At 37.3% G+C, this 19,998-nt stretch carries 21 protein-coding genes; 12 read left to right on the forward strand and 9 right to left on the reverse strand.

Features of this window, described 5'->3' with window-relative positions; all coding sequences use genetic code 11:
• Positions 1–2: 2 nt before the first annotated feature.
• From coaE to AAKU52_RS07265, 6 genes are all read right to left on the reverse strand, one after another.
• Positions 3–593 (reverse strand): dephospho-CoA kinase, encoded by a 591-nt coding sequence (coaE, locus tag AAKU52_RS07240; RefSeq protein ID WP_354331770.1) that lies wholly within the window; start codon positions 591–593, stop codon positions 3–5.
• Positions 593–1,540, reverse strand: a complete 948-nt coding sequence (locus AAKU52_RS07245; protein ID WP_354331772.1) for a YbbR-like domain-containing protein — start codon at positions 1,538–1,540, stop codon at positions 593–595. Before AAKU52_RS07245 ends, coaE begins: the two co-directional genes overlap by 1 nt.
• Positions 1,541–1,614: 74 nt before the next feature.
• Entirely contained in the window at positions 1,615–1,926 is a 312-nt protein-coding gene (yajC, locus tag AAKU52_RS07250) for a preprotein translocase subunit YajC (RefSeq protein WP_354331894.1), read from the reverse strand.
• 31 nt (positions 1,927–1,957) lie between these two features.
• Positions 1,958–2,416, reverse strand: coding sequence for a DUF1573 domain-containing protein (locus AAKU52_RS07255; protein ID WP_354331774.1), 459 nt, complete (start codon positions 2,414–2,416; stop codon positions 1,958–1,960).
• A gap of 4 nt (positions 2,417–2,420) precedes the next feature.
• Positions 2,421–3,317 (reverse strand): transcription antitermination factor NusB, encoded by an 897-nt coding sequence (nusB, locus tag AAKU52_RS07260; RefSeq protein WP_354331776.1) that lies wholly within the window; start codon positions 3,315–3,317, stop codon positions 2,421–2,423.
• A 105-nt stretch (positions 3,318–3,422) separates the two neighbouring features.
• On the reverse strand, positions 3,423–4,511 hold the full coding sequence (locus AAKU52_RS07265) for a Glu/Leu/Phe/Val family dehydrogenase (RefSeq protein ID WP_354331778.1): 1,089 nt from the start codon (positions 4,509–4,511) through the stop codon (positions 3,423–3,425).
• A 113-nt stretch (positions 4,512–4,624) separates the two neighbouring features.
• Between AAKU52_RS07265 and AAKU52_RS07270 the strand changes: the two genes are divergently transcribed.
• Positions 4,625–6,415 carry an ABC transporter ATP-binding protein gene (locus tag AAKU52_RS07270; protein ID WP_354331781.1) on the forward strand — a complete coding sequence of 597 codons (1,791 nt, stop codon included), beginning with the start codon at positions 4,625–4,627 and terminating at the stop codon, positions 6,413–6,415.
• A gap of 69 nt (positions 6,416–6,484) precedes the next feature.
• On the forward strand, positions 6,485–6,811 hold the full coding sequence (locus tag AAKU52_RS07275) for a DUF3276 family protein (RefSeq protein ID WP_354331784.1): 327 nt from the start codon (positions 6,485–6,487) through the stop codon (positions 6,809–6,811).
• Positions 6,812–6,980: 169 nt separating this feature from the next.
• On the opposite strand, the gene AAKU52_RS07280 is transcribed toward AAKU52_RS07275, so the two are convergent.
• Positions 6,981–7,589, reverse strand: a complete 609-nt coding sequence (locus tag AAKU52_RS07280; RefSeq protein WP_354331786.1) for a hypothetical protein — start codon at positions 7,587–7,589, stop codon at positions 6,981–6,983.
• Positions 7,590–8,006: 417 nt separating this feature from the next.
• Here AAKU52_RS07280 and AAKU52_RS07285 point away from each other — a divergent pair, with 417 nt between their 5' ends.
• From AAKU52_RS07285 to AAKU52_RS07330, 10 genes are all read left to right on the forward strand, one after another.
• On the forward strand, positions 8,007–8,651 hold the full coding sequence (locus AAKU52_RS07285; protein ID WP_354331789.1) for a DUF480 domain-containing protein: 645 nt from the start codon (positions 8,007–8,009) through the stop codon (positions 8,649–8,651).
• 58 nt (positions 8,652–8,709) lie between these two features.
• Entirely contained in the window at positions 8,710–9,756 is a 1,047-nt protein-coding gene (locus AAKU52_RS07290; RefSeq protein WP_354331791.1) for an NAD(P)-dependent alcohol dehydrogenase, read from the forward strand.
• 143 nt (positions 9,757–9,899) lie between these two features.
• Positions 9,900–12,296: a heavy metal translocating P-type ATPase gene (locus AAKU52_RS07295; protein ID WP_354331793.1), complete on the forward strand. Its 2,397-nt coding sequence runs from the start codon at positions 9,900–9,902 to the stop codon at positions 12,294–12,296.
• On the forward strand, positions 12,293–12,475 hold the full coding sequence (gene ccoS / locus AAKU52_RS07300) for a cbb3-type cytochrome oxidase assembly protein CcoS (RefSeq protein ID WP_354331795.1): 183 nt from the start codon (positions 12,293–12,295) through the stop codon (positions 12,473–12,475). The genes AAKU52_RS07295 and ccoS overlap by 4 nt, the downstream gene beginning before the upstream one ends.
• 76 nt (positions 12,476–12,551) lie before the next feature.
• Entirely contained in the window at positions 12,552–14,663 is a 2,112-nt protein-coding gene (gene ccoN / locus AAKU52_RS07305; RefSeq protein WP_354331797.1) for a cytochrome-c oxidase, cbb3-type subunit I, read from the forward strand.
• 19 nt (positions 14,664–14,682) lie between these two features.
• Positions 14,683–14,847 (forward strand): hypothetical protein, encoded by a 165-nt coding sequence (locus AAKU52_RS07310; RefSeq protein WP_354331799.1) that lies wholly within the window; start codon positions 14,683–14,685, stop codon positions 14,845–14,847.
• Between the two features lie 4 nt (positions 14,848–14,851).
• Entirely contained in the window at positions 14,852–15,655 is an 804-nt protein-coding gene (locus AAKU52_RS07315) for a cbb3-type cytochrome c oxidase N-terminal domain-containing protein (protein WP_354331801.1), read from the forward strand.
• Position 15,656: 1 nt separating this feature from the next.
• A complete protein-coding gene (gene ccoG, locus AAKU52_RS07320) occupies positions 15,657–17,003 on the forward strand; it encodes a cytochrome c oxidase accessory protein CcoG (protein WP_354331803.1) in 1,347 nt (448 codons plus the stop codon).
• Positions 17,004–17,007: 4 nt separating this feature from the next.
• Positions 17,008–17,430 carry a FixH family protein gene (locus tag AAKU52_RS07325; protein ID WP_354331805.1) on the forward strand — a complete coding sequence of 141 codons (423 nt, stop codon included), beginning with the start codon at positions 17,008–17,010 and terminating at the stop codon, positions 17,428–17,430.
• The gene (locus AAKU52_RS07330; protein WP_354331807.1) at positions 17,430–18,113 is read left to right on the forward strand and encodes a sulfite exporter TauE/SafE family protein; all 684 of its coding nucleotides are present in this window, start codon (positions 17,430–17,432) and stop codon (positions 18,111–18,113) included. The genes AAKU52_RS07325 and AAKU52_RS07330 overlap by 1 nt, the downstream gene beginning before the upstream one ends.
• A 1-nt stretch (position 18,114) precedes the next feature.
• On the opposite strand, the gene hemN is transcribed toward AAKU52_RS07330, so the two are convergent.
• Together hemN and AAKU52_RS07340 are read right to left on the reverse strand one after the other, a co-directional pair.
• Complete coding sequence (hemN, locus tag AAKU52_RS07335) at positions 18,115–19,479, reverse strand: oxygen-independent coproporphyrinogen III oxidase (protein ID WP_354331809.1); 1,365 nt, start codon at positions 19,477–19,479, stop codon at positions 18,115–18,117.
• Positions 19,469–19,921, reverse strand: coding sequence for a Rossmann-fold NAD(P)-binding domain-containing protein (locus tag AAKU52_RS07340; protein WP_354331811.1), 453 nt, complete (start codon positions 19,919–19,921; stop codon positions 19,469–19,471). The genes hemN and AAKU52_RS07340 overlap by 11 nt, the downstream gene beginning before the upstream one ends.
• Positions 19,922–19,998: the final 77 nt, after the last annotated feature.

Below are 19,998 nucleotides of genomic sequence, written 5' to 3' on the forward strand. Positions count from 1 at the left end.
ATCTATCTATTTATAAATTGTGCATGCAGGTCCACAACCTGCAGAATAATGGAAGAAGATTCGTCATTTTTGATGATAAAATCTGCCAGCAGCAATTTTTGTTCATCTGTAAACTGTTTGTCAATCCTAGCCTGCACCTGTGCTTCGGTTATGGAGTCACGTGCCATCACCCGTGATTTTTTCATCTCTAAGGGTGAAGTAACCAGAATATTCAGGTCACACATTTTATAAGACCCGCTTTCAAACAGTAAGGCTGCCTCCTTTAAAACATAAGGACAACCAGTTGGCACTGAAGCAACCCATTGATCAAAAGCCCTAAAAACAGCGGGATGAACCAGCGCATTTAACTTCTCCAACGCAATGGCATCGTTAAACACGATTCCGGCAATATGCTTACTGTTTAAAATTCCATCAGCAAGGTAACTTACCTGGCCAAAAGTTTCTTTAATACCTTTAATCAGGATCTCATCTTTAACCATAATTTGTTTGGCCACCACATCTGCATAAAAAACTGGAATACCTAGTGTTTCAAATACCCGGCAAATCGTCGTTTTTCCACTCCCTATTCCACCTGTAATACCTATTTTTAACATTATTTCTCTATGATGAAGTCTACTTTTTCAGGTGACATTTTGACGAGCTTACAAAAATTGGGAAAACTGGTCAGCCTAACCTGAAGTTGAGGATGATTTGATAATTTCCACTCCTCCATATCTACAATTGCTTCAATTTCATCTTCAGTAACCATACTATAACTGGATAATGCTACAAAAAAAGTGATAGTCACTTTCTTTGGATAGAGTTTCACGTTCAGGTATTCCCTATTATTGATAATTTTAAGAGGCACTTCTATTGTTTTTTCCGTAAACTCATCGACTGGTACCATTACTTCAACATTACCAGGAAAGATACTTATATTCTTGAAATTGCTATGGTTCATTGCCAGCCTTGTTTTGATAGAACTTTGAACCCCCTTATAAGTTAACGAGTCAGTCTTCCAGGAAGTAATTTTATTAAGTTCTTTTAAAGGACCAGAAACAGTAACATAATTGGGGCTGATAACGATTTCAGAAGAAATACCATATTGTTTATTAAATTCTAAATTAGCCGTTAATTCTACCGGCACCTTTTTAACCGTTCTAGTAGAAAAATCAAAATACAGGGTATCAGGCTTTACAGAAATAATCTTTTGAGTGGTTAATAACTGGTTATTAACACCATATAATTGTTCAGAAAAAAGAATATAATTCCTGTTATTTAATTTCTCCAGACTGATGGAAATGGATTGTGGTTTAATCCTTAAACGGGCAAACAGCAATTGCCATCCTGTGCCTTCTACCATCAGGTCTACAGTGTCTGACTGTAAAGGATGAAATGCTTTTTTCTGAGGAAAATTTTTATAAATTAACACCGTTTTTGCCGTATAAATATATTTGTTATTTAAAGCAAGAAATAACCATCCAGCAATTGCCAGAAACAAGCAGGCAATTAAAGTCAGGAAACGCTTACGTTCTATATTAGTTAATTTAATGATCGGCATAAGTGTAATGTAAACAAAATTAATAAAAAAAGCCGCTCCAGTTTCTGGAGCGGCTTAAATTATATAAAGCAAGATTAAACTTTAGGTGCACTAGCTTTAGTTGCATCTAAAGAGATGGCTGTTTTATCGAATCTTATTTTAGTACCACCTTCAACTTCAATTAAAAATGTAGTTTCGTTTAGATCTACAATTTTACCATGTATGCCTGCAGTAGTAACAATTTTATCGCCTTTTTGCAACTCACTTATTAGTTTTTTATGGTCTTTCGCTTTTTTAACCTGCGGTCTGATCATGAAAAAATAAAACACGACCATGATTAATACCATAGGAACTAAAGTTCCTAACATACCAGTGCCGCCTACTTGTAAAATTATTGCTGATGTCATCATATTCTTTATTTATTTGTTTGTTAATATACTAGGGTTGGGTTACTTCGCCAATTAAACGAACTTCATTTACTGCTGGATTTCCATTAGAGGTAACCGTAATTACTTTATCCTGAACACCCATTTTTCCAGCACTGTTGAAAATCACTTTAATTACACCCTCAGCACCTGGCATAACCGGGTCTTTTGGTGGTTCTGGCACCGTACAACCACAAGTAGCAACAGCATTAGAAATAATCAGTGGTGTTTTACCTGTATTCTTAAATTTGAAATCATAATGAATACTTTCACCTTGCTTAATCTTACCAAAATCATAACTTTCTTCGGCAAAAGTTAATATTGCAGCATCTGGAGATGCTACTGCGCCAATTGTTGTTTCAGCAGTTGAACTTAGCTCAGTTGCAGTTGTACTATTAGTTTCTTTAGCTGTATTTTGCTGACAAGCAGTAAATGCGATACTTGCCATAGCAATCATAAATATTTTTTTCATGTTTTTATTCTTCTATTAATCCTCTACCGATTTTTTTAATGCTATCTGTACGTTTAAGATCACCCAAGATCTTATCTAAGATACCATTAATGAACGAATTACTTTTTGGCGTGCTATAATCTTTCGACAGATCAAGGTATTCGTTAATGGTTACTTTTACTGGGATGGAAGGGAAATTCAACATTTCACAAATCGCCATTTTCATCAGGATGGTATCCATAAGTGCAATACGCTCAGATTCCCAGTTTTTAGTACGCTCGGCAATTAACTCCTGGTATTTAGTATTATTCTTTAAAGTATGAACAAATAAGTCCAGTACAAATTTACTGTCTTCAGTCCAGTCTGGACTAATAGGAGTCAATTTATTTACAAAAGGATCTTCAGAGGTGAAATTCTTTAAAGTTTTGGCTACCATACCCTGCATAACCTCTTTATCAACAGACCAATTGATAAATTTATCTTCAAAATCTTGAATAACACTTTGATTTTTAAGGATAATTTTCCTGAAAATGAATTTAATGATCTCCTTAGACTCCTCTAACCCCTCGTTCTCATCTGTCGCTAAATAGGCAATATACTCCGGGGTAGCCTTTAATTTATTGTAGATGGTTTTAATAAACTCCGGATCAGCATGCCAGTTAATTTGGTATTTATTAACTTTTGCCTGGAAATCAGGGTTTTTTTGCAACAAGCCAATAAACTTATTGTGCAATAACTTCTGATTAGGATTGAGATCATCAGCTGTGGGAAAGTGCTTGTTGGATCTTTCGATCGCATCAATAGCCGTGTATTCCGTAATCTCTGATAACAGCGCTAACATGCGGACGTACATTTCATATACGTCATCAATGCTTTTCATCAAAGCTTTTTTCGATGATTCCAGATCTCTTTTATCTGTCATTTGCCAAGCAAAAATGTTTTGCAAAGCTTTAATTCTTAAGTGCCTTCTATTTAACATGAATGTAAGAACGAGTGGTAAATTTACCTGATTATTTATTTATTTATTTTAAAACGACGATTTAATTTTTTTAATGTCCGCGATTCTTATTTCTGCAATACGATTTGCAGCCAATATAGTAGGGATGTTTTCCTTTTTTGACATTTGTATCACATTACGGGTAGCATCATAGATATTCTCTGTTAATTGCAGGGTTCTTTTTTTGCCAAATCCCGTTAATTCAGAATAGCAATTAATTAACCCCCCAGCGTTGATGAGGTAATCAGGTGCAAATAAAATATTTTTTTCTAGCAATAATTTGCCATGTTTTTGTTCGTCTGCCAAAGGGTTATTTGCTGAACCAGCAATAATTGCAAACTTCATTTTTGGAATAGTGCGGTCATTTACCGTAGCCCCCAATGCACAGGGTGCATAAATATCAGCATCAAGCGTAAATATTTTATCAGCTTCGACAGGCTTAGCTTTATATTTTGCGGCCACATAATGCAAACGCTCTTCGTCAATATCACTGATAAAAACTTCTACATTTTCATTCCTTAACAATTCAACTAAACGTTCTCCCACACTGCCTGTACCCTGTACTACTACAGATCTTCCGGCAAGCATGTCTGTACCAAAAACTTCCTTTACACAAGCTTTAATACCTAAATAAACACCTTTTGCGGTATATAAAGAAGGATCACCTGCACCACCTATTGCTTCCGGCACACCGGTAACGTGATTGGTCTCCATTCTGATGTATTCCATATCCCGCATGGTGGTACCTAAATCTTCGGCAGTAATAAACTCACCATGCATGTTTTTAATGAAACGACCATAACTGCGCATCATGGCCTCCGATTTACCTTTTCTCGAATCACCAATAATTACTGCTTTACCGCCTCCTAAGTTCAGGCCCGTAATAGCTGCTTTATAAGTCATTGTTTTCGATAAACGCAAAACATCTTCCAGTGCTTCTGCCTCAGAATCGTAATTCCACATTCTTGTACCACCAAGAGCGGGCCCCAAAGTAGTGTCGTGAACCGCGATAATAGCTTTTAAGCCGGTATCAGGGTCATTACAAAAAACCACTTTTTTATGACCTAGCGCGGTTAATTGATCAAGAATAGAAGTTACTTCAGGGGTTTTACCAGACATAATGTTATATTTATCAGATATGGGGCAAAACTAGCATAAAAAAACGTTATTTTAGCTTCTTTACATTAAAGTGTATAAATTAATCGGGTCGATTTGTATAACTTTACATGCACATGAAGCACCTACGTTTTTTAAATAAATACTTCCTCAAATATAAATGGTGGATTATTCCAGGAGTTTTCTTTGTGATCATCTCTAACATTTTCGCAGTCATTCCTGCACAAGTAATCGGTCATGCTTTTAACCTCATCATCGAAAACATCCAGGTATACACCCTATTTTCAGGTTTTAACAGGCAAGCTATTGTTTACGAGATCTTCAGTTACAGCCTGCTTTATTTTGGTGCCCTGGTCATCCTTTTATACCTGATGAGGGGTTTGTTTTTATTTTTCATGAGACAAACCATTATCCTTATGTCGAGGCATATAGAGTTCGACATGAAAAACGAAATCTATGCCCATTATCAGGAACTTGGTATGGGTTTTTACCGTAAGAACAATACCGGCGACTTAATGAACCGCGCTACTGAAGATGTGAACCGGGTAAGGATGTATGTAGGTCCAGCAATTATGTATGCCATCAATACAGTGGTGCTCTTTCTGCTCATCATTTCTTATATGTATTCGGTAAATGCCACCTTAGCTACCTATAGTTTACTCCCGCTTCCACTGCTGTTTATCAGTATTTACTTTGTGAATACCATGATTAATAAAAAAAGTGAAAGAATTCAAGAACGCCTGTCCACGCTCTCTAGTTTTGTACAAGAAAGATTTTCAGGAATCAGGGTTATCAAATCTTATGTACGAGAAGAACATACCAAAGAAATTTTCGCACAGGAAAGCGAGGGCTACAAACAAAACTCGATGAGCCTTGTAAAAGTCCAGGCGGTTTTTTATCCCACTATCCTTTTATTGGTCGGCCTGAGTACCATTTTAACGGTTTTTATTGGTGGCAAACAAGTAATGAATGGTGCCATCACTGCGGGTAACATTACCGAATTTATTGTATATGTTAATCAGCTTACCTTTCCAGTTAGTATGCTGGGCTGGGTAACCACCCTTATTCAGCGAGCCGCAGCATCACAAAAAAGAATCAACGAATTTCTGCAGCTCCAGCCTGATATTGTTTCCGGTAAAGTAGAAATACCAGAATTTCATGGAAGCATCCAATTTAAAAATGTCAGCTTTACTTATCCGGATACAGGAATACAAGCCATAAAGAAAGTAAGTTTCGAAATCAAAAAAGGACAATTTGTAGCCCTTATTGGTCGTACAGGCTCAGGAAAATCTACCTTAGCCAATTTAATCATGAGAATGTATGATGCAGATAGTGGAGAAATCCTGGTAGATAAACACCCTTTAAAAAGCCTTAACCTGGGTGTTTACCGTAACCAGGTTGGCTTTGTGCCTCAAGAAGTTTTCTTGTTTTCTGACAGTATTAAAAACAATATTGCTTTTGGTTTAAATCAAGTGGTGGAAGAGGATGTTCTGGAAGCCGCAAAAAGTGCTGCTGTATACCACAACATTATGGATTTTGAACTAAAGTTCGAAACGATGTTGGGTGAGAGGGGTATTACACTCTCTGGCGGGCAAAAACAACGTGTATCAATAGCTAGGGCTTTAATTAAAGAACCGAAAATATTGATTTTTGACGACTGTCTTTCTGCAGTGGATACTAAAACGGAGGAAGAAATTCTCAGCAACCTGAGCAGGATCATGAAAGATAAGACAAGTATTCTTATTGCACACCGTATTTCTTCCATTAAAAATGCTGACGTAATTATGGTGTTGGATAATGGCTCAATTATAGAACAGGGTACCCATCAGGAATTAGTAGCCTTAAATGGCGCCTATAAGGAAATGTATCAAAATCAATTACTTGAAGAAGAAAAACATTCTGTGTAATTTCTATTTTGAAGTTTAATATATAATCCTTTATATTTACCCGTACCAAAACCAAGATCAATACCAACCATGGGAGAATTTGACAACAAAGAGAGAGAAGAGGTGTTTTCTAAAAAAGTAAGAGCTGGTAAGAGAACTTATTTTTTTGATGTAAAAGCAACGCGTTCAGGAGATTTTTACTTAACCTTAACAGAAAGTAAAAAAAGATTAGAAGATGGTGTATTTGTAAAACATAAAATCTTTCTTTATAAAGAGGATTTTGAAAAGTTTGCAGAAGGATTAAATGAAACCGTTGATTACATTAAAAATCACCAGGATGTAGTTGAAAAACGTTATGAATTTTCAGAAAATCAGGAAGGAAATGGTACTAAAACTAACGAAGACTTTTCATTTTAAAGAAAACAATTTCTTAAAGCTCCTTTTAGGGGCTTTTTTTTTGACCAAAATTTAAATTCACCTCTTAAAGAAGCTGCTTTTTACGCCTACCCTTGCCGCATTTAGCCTTTCTACTTTTATGCTGCAGGAGACCTTTGATAATTAACACCGGCACAGTTAATAAAAAAGCTTAGGTTAAGTTCCCTAAAGCAATAGCATCATCGTTTAAGCAAACAATTAAATCATATAACAATTGTATGTTTTTATCTTCTGTTTGCAAGTTATTATCCAGCACATCTAGAAAATCGAAATAGAAAGTATCGAATATTTTATCAGGGAGATCAATTTGTTTTAAACGAAGCTGGTAAGCAGTATGAAAAATGAGGTGCATTATAGAAAAGTACAAATCCTGGGTTTCTAACAACAGCATTTTATAATCTTTACCAGTGCCCTCGTTAATATAGAAATGAAAGTTATCAGAGGCATGTTGGTGGCATTCTTCATTGAGCATCACATCTACTTCATCTAAGCTGTTAGTCATGTAATAAATTTTGATGTGATCTGCTACCTTGTTCACAGATTTCAGCAACAATTTCACTGCAGGATCAGTCAACATTTCCAATACATCAAAATCATTCTCATAGATCGAATCTGCCTTCACCAAGCCCTTTAAATCTGATAATTCTCGCTCAAATGCGAGTGAATAACCATATTTACAGAATTCACTAATGGTGAAGCTCAAGATATGAGACACCATTCCGAGTAAAACAACCTCGTTATCCCTTTCTTTCTCATTCATACCTAATTTTAAAGCTATACACTTTGCGGCATAAAAAAAAATTTGTCTAGAGATTAATGCAAATATAAGTTATAAATAATGCGCACCAACGCCGGACCTCCTACCGACCTGATAGGGACCTTGTTCGGAAAAACCGAAATAAGCTCCCTATCAGACCCGGAGCAAGCTAGTATGTGGTAAAAACTACTGTTAAATGAAAAATAAAGGAATCTTGGAAATAAATTAATCAGCTAAAAAAGAAACGGGGATACAGTTACCTAAAACCATATCCCCGCCATCTAATTAACGCTCTCGGTAATAAGACGCTTTTATAATGATTTTATTGTTTGAAGCATAAAAAAAGCAACTTTTATTTGATCCTGCTTAGTAGAAAATAAAATAACCCATACTTTTAAAGATACTTTTTATATTAGCCTTATGGAAGACCTAAAACCACTGCTCTTGTTAAACGTTGAGGAACAACGAATATTGGGTGTACTTATAGAAAAAAGTAAAACGACGCCAGATTATTACCCTATGAGTATCAATGCCATCATGGTTGCCTGTAACCAAAAGACTTCCCGAAATCCGGTGGTTAATTTTGATGAAGAAACGATAACACTCACTTTAAATGCTTTAAAAATTAAAGGTTTGGTAGGAACAGCAACTGGCCCAGGAAGCCGAAGCATTAAGTACAAACACAATTTAGCCATTAAATACCCTTTACTACCAAGAGAACTTAGTGTTTTATGCCTATTATTACTTCGCGGGCCTTTAACTTCAGGTGAGATCAATACCAATTCGGCCAGGATGTCAGTTTTTGAAAGTATTGAAGAAGTTCAGGAAATTTTATTGAAACTTGCAGCAGACCAGCCTCCATATGTTAAACAAATAAGTAAAAAAGCAGGACAAAAAGAGATGCGATTTATGCAACTTTTTGGGGGAGATAAAATACAGGAATTACCAGAAGAAGCTACCATGCCTGTTGCTGAAGTAAATACCTTGCTGGAACAAAGGGTGCAGAAACTAGAATTGGAACTGGAAGAATTAAAAGAAATGGTTAACTTGCTGATGAATACCTAACAAAAAACGGGAAACATTTTGGCACTATATATTGTTATTAGTAGCAAATAAAAAAAACATGAATAAAATAAAATCATACGCGTCTAAAAGTGCGAATCAACCATTAGAACCTTATCAGTTAGATCGCCGGGAGCCAAATGAAACAGATGTAGAAATTAAAATATTGTTTTGTGGCGTTTGTCATTCAGATATTCATACGGTTAGAGATGAATGGGGAGGCACTATGTATCCCGTTGTACCTGGTCATGAAATTGTAGGTACAGTAACCCGCATAGGCAGTAAAGTTAACCGTTTCAAAGTTGGCGATACCGTTGGGGTTGGTTGTTTTGTAGATTCTTGTGGCCATTGCCATAATTGTGAGGAAAATAATGAGCAGTATTGCGAAAATGGGCATTCTCAAACTTATAATTCGCTGTTGCAGGATAAGAAAACCATAACTTATGGTGGTTATTCGAGTCATATTGTGGTAACCGAGAAATTTGTATTAAGCATATCTGATAAATTACCTTTAGAAAAAGTAGCGCCTTTATTGTGTGCAGGTATTACTACTTATTCGCCTTTAAAACATTGGAATGTTAAGGCTGGCGATAAATTGGCTGTTGTTGGCTTAGGTGGCCTGGGGCACATGGCGGTAAAAATAGCCGTTTCCATGGGTGTTGAAGTTACCGTACTCAGTCATTCGCCGGGCAAAGAGAAAGATGCTTTAAATTTAGGTGCCCATCATTTTGAATTGACCAACGTTAAAGAAAACATGGTGAAAATGGCAAACACCTTTGATTTTATAATTGACACCGTTTCTGCGCCACATGATTACAACGACTACCTGGCGCTTTTAAGCACCAATGGTGTAATGATATTATTAGGCGTACCGCCAACACCATCCGAAGTACAAGCCTTCCATTTAATTGGTGGTCGCCGCAGCCTGGTAGGCTCTTTAGTTGGTGGAATTAAAGAAACACAGGAAATGTTGGATTACTGCGCAGAACACAACATTACTTCAGATGTAGAAATGATCAATATTGATCAAATTAATGAAGCTTATGAACGTACCCTTGCCGGTGATGTGCATTACCGCTTTGTAATCGATATGGCTTCATTAAAATAGAATACTTAACACAGAGATGCGAGGATGCATTCCGTTAAATTATTTATAGGATAAAAAAATGTGATCCCTATCACATTTTGTAAGTAGCAAAGTCATTTTAATATCAGTAGAAGTATTGCATTTTTGTAACCTATTCTTTACCGATGTTAGAGACCAAAGCTTTATCTATAGATACCCATTGTTACCATTGTGGAGAAGATCTACTATCCAGCGTTTATACGCTGGATAGTAAGAGCTTTTGCTGTGTAGGCTGCAAAGGGGTATACCAAATTTTATCCAGTTATAATTTAGGCAATTATTACGCCTATAATGATGTTCCAGGAAAAACCCAACAACAGCAGACCACACACTTCGAGTATTTAGATGAGCCTGCTATTGTGGCAGACCTTGTGGACTATAGCGATGACCGGATAACGGTGATTACCTTATACATTCCGGCCATTCATTGCAGTTCCTGCATCTGGCTTCTGGAGAATTTATATAAAATTAACCCCGATATTGTTCAATCCAGAATAGATTTCTTAAAAAAACAAGTCGCCATTACTTTTAAACACCAGGATCTATCTTTGAGAAAGGTTGTTGAAACCTTGACCGGCATAGGCTATGAGCCTTTAATTAGCCTGCAGGATGTAGTTAAAAAACAGCAGACCGAGGTTAGCGATAGAAAACTGATGACCAGGATTGCGGTGGCAGGTTTTTGTTTTGGTAATACCATGTTACTCAGTTTCCCTGAATATTTTGGTCTCTCAAATTTAGAGCTGGAATTTAAAAATTTCTTTGGCTGGCTTAATATTGCTTTTGCTTTTCCGGTAGTTTTTTATTGTGCTAAAGATTATTTCACATCTGCCTGGCTTAACCTTAAAAATGGTGTTCTTAACCTTGATTTCCCTTTAGCATTAGGTATTTCAGTGATGTTTCTGCGGTCTATCGTAGAAATTACAACCAAAACAGGAGCTGGTTTTGTTGATACGCTTAGCGGTTTAGTTTTTTTCCTTCTTGTAGGGAAATGGATGCAGGCGCATACTTACCACCACCTTTCTTTTGAAAGAGATTACCGTTCTTACTTTCCGGTGGCAGTTACCGTAATAGAGAATGGAAAAGATAAACCTGTACCTTTAAACTTATTGAAAAAGGGAGACCGTATCCTGATTAGGAGTAATGAGATTATTCCTGCGGATGCCATATTATTAAATGGTGAAGCTAAGCTGGATTTCAGCTTTGTTACGGGTGAATCATTACCGGTAAAAAAGGTTTTAGGCGAAATAGTTTATGCGGGTGGCAGACAACTTTCTGGCGCAATAGAGCTGGAAGTAATTAAAGCAGTTTCCCAAAGTTACCTCACTAAGTTATGGAACAACGAGACTTTTACTGCTGATAAAGACAGGATTAAGACTTTTAGTGGCAAGGCCAGCAAATATTTCAGCGTTGCTTTGTTGTTAGTGGCACTCAGTGCAGGTGCTTTCTGGCTTTTTACTGATCCTACAAAAGCATTGGCTTCCTTTACCGCAGTACTGATTATCGCTTGTCCTTGTGCCCTGGCCCTGAGTTCTCCATTTACCCTGGCAGCGGTATTAAGTATTTTCGATAAAAATAAATTCTATTTAAAAAATACGGCAGTCATTGAAGAGCTTGCCCGGATCGATACTTTTATATTTGACAAAACAGGCACGATTACCAATCCGGAAGCTGCTGGCTTTAGCTTTAAAGGTAACTTATCACCAGATCAAAAACAATTAATAAGCGACCTGGCAAGAAATTCCGGACACCCTTTAAGTCGCGAATTAGTAAAATGGATAAACTTACCTGCAAGATACCAGGTAACAGCTTATAAAGAAAAAGTAGGCCGGGGCATAACCGGCAGCATTAATGCGCATGAAATAAAATTAGGTAGTGCCTCTTTTTTAGGTTTATCGCTGAATAATTTGCCTGAGGGTAGTCAGGTTCACGTGGTGGTCGACGGTCAATACCTGGGTTATTTTATCGCTAGTCAGCAATGGCGCAATGGCTTTAAAGATTTAACGTTGAAACTGGGCAAAACTGCAGATTTACATCTTTTATCTGGAGATCAGGACCATGACCGTAAAAACCTTATTCCTTTCTTTCCAAGGGTACAGCAAATGAATTTCCAGCAATCGCCACAAAATAAGCTGGATTATGTTTTACAATTGCAGGGAAAGGGAAAAAAAGTACTGATGTTTGGGGATGGCTTAAATGATGCCGGTGCTTTAAAACAAAGCGACCTTGGTGTTGCCGTAACCGATAATATCAATAACTTTACACCTGGCTGTGATGCGATATTGGATGGGGCTAATTTCAACAAAATCCCTCAATTTATACAACAAGCTAAAGATGCTGTAAAAGTGATACATATGAGCTTCGGAATCTCCCTGAGCTATAACTTTATTGGGTTATTTTTTGCTGTTCAAGGACTATTATCACCACTTTTCGCTGCAGTATTGATGCCTATTAGTACTGCTACTATTATTTTATTCACCAGCATCACCGCAAGGCTTTATGCTAGAAAAAATCGTTTACTATGAACATGCTCTACATGTTAGTCGGTATCAGCATTTTGCTGGCATTAATCTTTCTTATTGCTTTTTTCTGGGCCTCCAAAACAGGACAGAATGACGACACTTATACCCCTGCCATTAGGATGCTATTTGATGATGAAGTAGAAAGCATTCCACCTAAAAAAAGTGACGAAGATCAGATTTAGAAACGATTAACATCATTCCGTTAGCCTAGGGGCTATTGTAATTTTACCCGCATCATAAAACATCCACTATACAAGTATGACTGAAAAATTCTACTACGACAATAAAATTGTCAGGAACTTTGCCATTGCCACCATCGTTTGGGGTATCATTGGCATGACAGTTGGCCTGCTCATTGCTACACAGCTTTTTGCTCCTTCCATGAATTTGGGCAGCCAATACACAACTTTTGGCCGGATCAGGCCACTGCACACCAACGCCGTTATTTTTGCTTTTGTTGGTAACGCCATTTTTATGGGTGTTTACTACTCCTTACAACGCTTACTTAAGGCCAGGATGTTTAGTGATGCTTTAAGTAAAGTACACTTCTGGGGCTGGCAGCTCATCATTGTGGCCACTGTAATTACCCTTCCAATGGGTTTTACGTCCTCTCATGAGTACGCTGAAATGGAATGGCCAATTGATATCGCAATTACGATAATCTGGGTTGTTTTTGGTATCAATATGTTTGGAACGATTATTAAACGCCGCGAACAGCACATGTATGTAGCTATTTGGTTTTATATAGCCACATTTGTTACTGTAGCTGTTTTGCATATTGTTAACTCCTTTCAATTACCAATATCAGCTTTTAAAAGTTATTACCTCTTTGCAGGTGTACAAGATGCGTTGGTACAATGGTGGTATGGCCACAATGCGGTTGCCTTCTTTTTAACCACCCCTTATTTAGGAATGATGTATTACTTTCTTCCTAAAATGGCTCAGCGTCCAATTTATTCTTATAAATTAAGTATACTTCACTTCTGGTCTTTAATTTTTATTTACATCTGGGCGGGACCACACCATTTATTGTATACTTCTCTTCCAGGATGGGCACAATCATTAGGTGTTGCTTTTTCTATTATGTTAATTGCACCAAGTTGGGGCGGGATGATCAATGGTTTACTTACCCTGCGCGGTGCCTGGGATAAAGTGCGTGAAGATCCAAAATTGAAGTTCATGGTTGTTGCACTGACCGCTTACGGTATGGCAACTTTTGAAGGACCGATGCTTGCATTTAAACAAATTAATGCCATTGCACATTATACCGATTGGATAGTAGCACACGTACACGTTGGCGCCTTAGGTTGGAATGGTTTCTTAACTTTCGGTATCTTATACTGGTTGATACCCAGAATTTACAAAACTGAATTATATTCTAAAAAACTCGCTTCTTTCCACTTCTGGATAGGCACATTGGGTATTATATTTTATGCTGTACCGCTCTATTTTGCCGGTTTTACCCAAGGCCTAATGTGGAAAGAGTTTACAGAAGAAGGGGTTTTGAAATACCCTAACTTCTTAGAAACTTTAATTCAGATTCTTCCAATGTACATATTAAGGTCTATTGGTGGTGCCTTGTATTTAGTAGGGGTTATTGTAATGACTTATAACCTTATCAAAACTGCTTTATCTGGTAATTTATTAGCAGATGAGCCTGCAGAAGCACAACCTTTGGCTGAAAATTATGTACCTGTTGGGTCTGATAAAAAATTACACCGCATGCTGGAACGTAAACCGATGGTATTCCTGGTACTTTCCCTTGTGGTTATTCTTATTGGTGGTATGATAGAAATGATGCCAACCTTTACTATAAAATCAAATATCCCAACAATTACCAGTGTAAAACCATACTCTCCGCTTGAATTACATGGGCGAGATGTTTACATTAGAGAGGGTTGTGTAAATTGTCACTCGCAGATGATCAGGCCATTCCGTTCAGAAACAGAACGCTATGGTGAATACAGCAAGGCTGGAGAGTTTGTGTATGATCATCCACATTTATGGGGATCAAAACGTACCGGACCAGATTTGCAGCGTGTAGGCGGAAAATATTCTAACGCGTGGCACTTTAACCACATGTTAGATCCACAAACCATGTCGCCAGGTAGTATTATGCCTCCTTATGAATGGCTAGTTGATCAAACACTGGATACCACAACAACGATCGCCAAAATTAATGCCATGCGCACCCTTGGCGTTCCATATGAACCGGGTTATGAGCATAAAGCCAATAAAGACCTAGACATACAGGCAAAGTCTATTGCATTGGATTTACAAAAGAACAATGTAAAAGTAAAAAGCGATAAAGAAATTATTTCTCTTATTGCTTACCTGCAACGTTTGGGAACAGATATTAAAGCAAAATAATTACCTAAAAAAGATAGCTATGTTTAGACAATTTTTAGATCAAGTAGACGACAAACAAGTGTATTTAATCACTTCCTTAGGTATATTTCTTTTATTTTTCATTGTAGTTGGCATTATAATTCTAACAATGAAAAAAGAAGATATCAACTACATGAGCCAACTCCCATTAAAAGAAGAAGAATAAGAATATGAGTTACGCAGATTTATTGGTGATTGCCATGGGCATCACCGCTTTCATGATCCTAGGAGTTTCCATCTTGATGCTTAAGGTGATTAAATTTTACATTAACGAAAAGGTAAACCCCACTCCTTTTGCTACACCGGCAGAAAAAGCCCGTAGAAAAATTGCCATAGATGAAAGGAAAGCTTTAAAAGAATTAAAGCCTCCTCTCATTAACCGTTTAATGGGCCTAAAGCCCCTTTCTGAAGAGAAAGATTTGGTGATGGAACATGAGTTTGATGGGATTACAGAGTTAGACAACCCTACCCCAGGATGGTTCATGGTTTTATTTTATGGCTCTATTATTTTTGCTGTGGTTTATATGTTTAATTATGAGGTATTTGGCTGGGGACCTAACCAAGAAAAAGAATATGCTACCGAACTACTGGATGCTGCTACTGCAAAAGAAGCTTTTCTGGCTAAACCGGGTAATGCAAAGAACAATGTAAATGAAAACAACATTGTTCAAAGCAAAGATGCCGCAGTAATTAGTTCGGGCGCAGGCTTATTTGTAAACAGGTGTACGCCTTGTCATGGTGATTTGGGGCAAGGAATTGTAGGCCCTAATTTAACAGATGAATTCTGGATACATGGCGGTAGCGTAGCTGATGTGTTTAAAACCATTAAATACGGTGTACCTGAGAAAGGGATGATTTCCTGGGAAAAATCATTAAGTGCACAACAAATTTCTGACCTTACCAATTACATTTTATCACTACAAGGTAGTAACCCTGCAGGTGCCAAGGCAGCTGAAGGGGATAAACAAAAATAATATGTCACAAAAACGTGAATGGATTTATCCCCGTATCATTAAGGGGAAAATTTACCAATACCGTTCTGCTGTTAGTTACTTTTTTCTGGCGCTGCTCTTTGCAGCGCCATTCATTAAGTTAAATGGTGAGCAACTCATTTTGCTCAATGTGGTGGAAAGGAAATTTGTATTCTTCGGAGTCATTTTCTGGCCACAGGATTTTTACCTCTTTGTGTTAGCCTTACTTACTTTCATCGTCTTTGTAGTGTTATTTACAGTCGTTTTTGGAAGGGTTTTCTGTGGGTGGGCCTGTCCACAAACCATTTTCATGGAAATGGTCTTCAGAAAAATTGAAAACTGGATTGAAGGCGATTACCTGAAACAGAAAAAACTCAATGAAGGCCCTTTAACAAATGATAAAGTAATTAAAAAAACGTTAAAACACGGTATATTTTTTCTAATTTCCTTTTTTATTGCCAACATTTTCCTGGCCTATATCATTGGTACAAATGCCCTCTTTAAGATTATTACAGAACCCATAGAAGCGCATTTATCAGGTTTTATTTCCATTTGTTTGTTCACTTTCGTTTTCTACCTTGTTTTTTCCAGAGTGAGAGAGCTTGTTTGTATCCTTGCTTGCCCCTACGGTCGTTTACAAGGGGTATTATTGGACAATCAAAGTATCATTGTTGCTTATGATTATGAGCGTGGTGAACCCAGGGGTAAAATCAACAAAAAAGAAGACAATCATTTAGGCGATTGTATTGACTGCAAACTTTGCGTTCAGGTTTGTCCTACGGGTATAGACATTAGGGAAGGTACACAAATGGAATGTATCAATTGTACCGCCTGTATTGATGCCTGTGATATGGTTATGGAGAAAATTGACCGCCCATTGCGTCTGATTGGTTTTAAATCTGAAGATGAAATTAAATTAAAACAACCTTTTAAATTAAGCAATAGAATATTTGGCTATAGTGCTGTCTTGATTATCTTAATGAGTGTGCTCAGTTACCTGCTCATTAGCAGAAGTGATGTAAAAGCGACCATATTAAGGGCTAGCGGAACACTTTACCAAATGCGCGATAAAGATAAAACGGTGAGCAACCTGTATAATGCAGAACTGGTTAATAAAACAAGTAGAGACCTTAAATTTGAAATCCAGCCGGATGACAAAAATGCAAAGATTCAATTTATTCAAAAAGAGGATCACTTAAAATATGGTGGCACAGTAAAAATCACCTTCTTTGTGGTGATGCCACAAAATGTTATTAAAAAATATAAATCTGATCTTGGGTTTAAACTGATATCAGGCGGCAAAGTGATTGACCATTTCACGACTACTTTTATAGCACCACCAAACAATTAAAAAAATGAATTGGGGAACAAAACTAATTATTGGCATGCTTTCATTTATGACCTTCATTATTGTGCTTGCAGTACTAATGATGAGGAGCAGTGATGATGCCCTAGTAGATAATGACTACTACGAGAAAGGAATTAATTACGATAAAGATTACACTAAAAAAGAAAACGTTAAAAAGGATCATGCAACGCCAGAGGTTAGCATTGTTAACAACACTTTCATCATCATTTTTTCACAAGCTGCTGAAGGAACAGTAAAATTGATCAGAACGGCAGATAAAAAATTGGATGAGACGATGGTACTGAAAACCGACACAGCAAATCAATTCAAAATACCTATGGACGGAAAAGCCACTGGTTTATGGAAATTACAGCTGGATTGGAAAAGTATGGGCACTCCTTATCTGTATGAAAAGGAGGTAATGCTGTAATGAGCGAACTGTACCTGGCCTTTATGATTGGATTATTAGGAAGTGTGCACTGCATTGGCATGTGTGGCCCACTGGCTTTTGCTGTCCCTTCTTTAAAACCTGGAATGGGCTACCTGGTATTGGATAAAATACTTTATCAATTTGGCCGTATTATCTCTTATTGTGTTTTAGGTGTATTTGTTGGGTTAATAGGCAGGCAAATCTGGATGTCTGGAATGCAACAGGGCATCAGTATATTTACGGGATTGTTAATTATTGTTGCAGCCTGCTCCAGGATATTTAAATTTTCAACGGGAAATCGATCTTCCTTTCTCCTTAAGCCTTTCCATAAATTATTTGGTTATGCACTGAAACATAAAGCAAACCACTTAATCATCGGTATGATAAATGGATTGTTACCTTGCGGTTTTGTTTACCTGGCTTTAGCGGGCGCTGTAAATACTGGCAGTGTAGCAAATGCAGCAGCATACATGTTTTGGTTTGGAGTGGGTACAGCGCCTTTGATGTTGCTGGCAACCATAAGTATGGGTTTTACTGGCAATTTATTCAGAAGACGCATTAATAAGGTGATCCCTTTTATGATGTTATTTTTAGGGATGTGGTTTATTTTAAGGGGAATGAATTTAAACATACCTTATTTAAGTCCATCAAAGCCAAACAGTTCAGTTGCAGTTTGCGACTAATTTAATCTGCCATACTAAACAATGGTGTTGTAGGCTGATTCTTCCAAAGCCTTGCATCCAGTGTCATACAGATATTTCTTAAAAAACGCTTGCCCAGAATGGTTACCTGTAATTCACTTTCGCCGATTTCTACTAATTTATCTTTTGTCAGCAGTTGCATACGTTCCAGTCCTTGATAAAAAGCATCACTTTGCTGAGATGGCAAATACCAAGAAGTATGGCCTTTACACATGATGTTTAAAATATGCTGGCGTAAAATCAAGTCATCAGCAGTCAAAATATGACCTTTAAACACAGGAATCTGTCCGGCATTCACTAACTCAAGGTATTCTTCCACTTTTTTCACATTCTGTGCAAATCCAGTCCAGGTATCACTAATCGATGAAACACCCAGACCAATCATTAACTGGCTGTATTGATCTGTATAGCCCATAAAATTACGGTGCAGTTTTCCATTTTGTTCTGCAGTATAAAGGCTGTCGCTTTTTAAAGTAAAATGATCCATTCCAATTTCGGTATAACCACCAGCTTTTAACATTTCCCTACCAGTTTCATAAAGCTTTTGCTTCAATTCGGAAGATGGCAGATCTTTTTCGGTATACCTTCTTTGTCCGGGTTTTACCCAAGGCACATGTGCATAGCTGTAAAAAGCAATACGGTCAGGCCTTAAAGTTAGCACAGCGTTAACAGTATCCATTAGGCCATCAAGCGTTTGTAGGGGCAAACCATAAATCAGGTCATAATTAACAGAGCTATATCCAGCCTCTCTGGCTAGCAGTGTGGCTTTTTCTACTTCACTATAGGTTTGAATGCGGTTGATGATGAGCTGAACTTTAGGATCAAAGTCCTGAATCCCCAGGCTCACTCTTTTAAAACCTAATGTATATAAGGTTTCCAAGTGTTCTTTTCTCGTATTTCCGGGATGGCCTTCAAAGCTAAATTCAGCCTGATCGTGGCGATCGGCAAGCTCAAAAATACCGTTGATGAGCTTCGCCAGGTTTTCAGGACTGAAGAAAGTTGGCGTACCACCACCAAGATGTAATTCTTTAATGATGGGTTTGGCAGGCAATAAAGCTACATAAAGTTGCCATTCCTTTAATACAGCACTGATATAAGGATCCTCAACGCCATGATTGCGGGTAATTCGGGTATTGCAACCACAATAGGTACACAAACTTTCACAAAAAGGAAGATGGATGTATAAACTTATGCCATCTGCGGCATTACTCTGGTTGAAAGAAGTGATTACAGCATTCTTCCATTTATCAATGTTAAAGTTAGCAACGCACCAATAGGGAACTGTTGGATAACTGGTGTAACGAGGTGCAGCAACATTGTACTTGTCAATAAGCGCTTTAGAATTCATAAGATTTTTTAGTATCACTGTCGCATGATTTAGAACAAATACAAGAAGTGCCTAAACATTTTTTCTCTTGCCATTTATCCAGATTTTGAATAGTTTCAGCAGCTAATATCATGGAAAGTGATTCAGCAGGATGCTGATCTATTGCAGAAGACGGAACACTTGCTATTTTGATATCTCTTTTTTCTGCTGCTTGCTGGTCTATATGTGAAATAGACGTAGATCGCGTGGCAATATATTTAACGCCAAGATCTGCAAGTTTATCAATAACTTTTGCGTTTACTTCATCACCATTAAAAACGATAACTGCTTCTTTTCCTTCGGCATAAGCAGCAGTATCCTCACTTAAAGAGTTTGAAATTAAAGTAATTTCATGTTTCTTTCGGTTGGCTATTGCCAGCGGTTCTTTTTCGAAAGACTTGATACTATAGGCTACTACTCTCATGCTTGATCATTTATAGATCAAAATTAACTCAATGCAGCCGGAAAGATAATGAGGTTAATCAGTCATAAATATGATGT

The organism is Pedobacter sp. CG_S7, from assembly GCF_040544395.1.
GTDB lineage: Bacteria > Bacteroidota > Bacteroidia > Sphingobacteriales > Sphingobacteriaceae > Pedobacter.

What these genes read in the sequence shown, in the direction of transcription:
- AAKU52_RS07285 (WP_354331789.1), top strand. Translation starts at nt 8,007, where the DNA reads ATGGAAGACCTAAAACCACTGCTCTTGTTAAACGTTGAGGAACAACGA.
- AAKU52_RS07325 (WP_354331805.1), top strand. Translation starts at nt 17,008, where the DNA reads ATGAATTGGGGAACAAAACTAATTATTGGCATGCTTTCATTTATGACC.
- yajC (WP_354331894.1), bottom strand. Translation starts at nt 1,926, where the DNA reads ATGACATCAGCAATAATTTTACAAGTAGGCGGCACTGGTATGTTAGGA.
- AAKU52_RS07265 (WP_354331778.1), bottom strand. Translation starts at nt 4,511, where the DNA reads ATGTCTGGTAAAACCCCTGAAGTAACTTCTATTCTTGATCAATTAACC.
- AAKU52_RS07310 (WP_354331799.1), top strand. Translation starts at nt 14,683, where the DNA reads ATGTTTAGACAATTTTTAGATCAAGTAGACGACAAACAAGTGTATTTA.
- AAKU52_RS07275 (WP_354331784.1), top strand. Translation starts at nt 6,485, where the DNA reads ATGGGAGAATTTGACAACAAAGAGAGAGAAGAGGTGTTTTCTAAAAAA.
- coaE (WP_354331770.1), bottom strand. Translation starts at nt 593, where the DNA reads ATGTTAAAAATAGGTATTACAGGTGGAATAGGGAGTGGAAAAACGACG.
- hemN (WP_354331809.1), bottom strand. Translation starts at nt 19,479, where the DNA reads ATGAATTCTAAAGCGCTTATTGACAAGTACAATGTTGCTGCACCTCGT.
- AAKU52_RS07340 (WP_354331811.1), bottom strand. Translation starts at nt 19,921, where the DNA reads ATGAGAGTAGTAGCCTATAGTATCAAGTCTTTCGAAAAAGAACCGCTG.
- AAKU52_RS07330 (WP_354331807.1), top strand. Translation starts at nt 17,430, where the DNA reads ATGAGCGAACTGTACCTGGCCTTTATGATTGGATTATTAGGAAGTGTG.
- ccoG (WP_354331803.1), top strand. Translation starts at nt 15,657, where the DNA reads ATGTCACAAAAACGTGAATGGATTTATCCCCGTATCATTAAGGGGAAA.
- ccoN (WP_354331797.1), top strand. Translation starts at nt 12,552, where the DNA reads ATGACTGAAAAATTCTACTACGACAATAAAATTGTCAGGAACTTTGCC.
- nusB (WP_354331776.1), bottom strand. Translation starts at nt 3,317, where the DNA reads ATGACAGATAAAAGAGATCTGGAATCATCGAAAAAAGCTTTGATGAAA.
- AAKU52_RS07290 (WP_354331791.1), top strand. Translation starts at nt 8,710, where the DNA reads ATGAATAAAATAAAATCATACGCGTCTAAAAGTGCGAATCAACCATTA.
- AAKU52_RS07270 (WP_354331781.1), top strand. Translation starts at nt 4,625, where the DNA reads ATGAAGCACCTACGTTTTTTAAATAAATACTTCCTCAAATATAAATGG.
- AAKU52_RS07295 (WP_354331793.1), top strand. Translation starts at nt 9,900, where the DNA reads ATGTTAGAGACCAAAGCTTTATCTATAGATACCCATTGTTACCATTGT.
- AAKU52_RS07315 (WP_354331801.1), top strand. Translation starts at nt 14,852, where the DNA reads ATGAGTTACGCAGATTTATTGGTGATTGCCATGGGCATCACCGCTTTC.
- AAKU52_RS07280 (WP_354331786.1), bottom strand. Translation starts at nt 7,589, where the DNA reads ATGAATGAGAAAGAAAGGGATAACGAGGTTGTTTTACTCGGAATGGTG.
- AAKU52_RS07255 (WP_354331774.1), bottom strand. Translation starts at nt 2,416, where the DNA reads ATGAAAAAAATATTTATGATTGCTATGGCAAGTATCGCATTTACTGCT.
- AAKU52_RS07245 (WP_354331772.1), bottom strand. Translation starts at nt 1,540, where the DNA reads ATGCCGATCATTAAATTAACTAATATAGAACGTAAGCGTTTCCTGACT.
- ccoS (WP_354331795.1), top strand. Translation starts at nt 12,293, where the DNA reads ATGAACATGCTCTACATGTTAGTCGGTATCAGCATTTTGCTGGCATTA.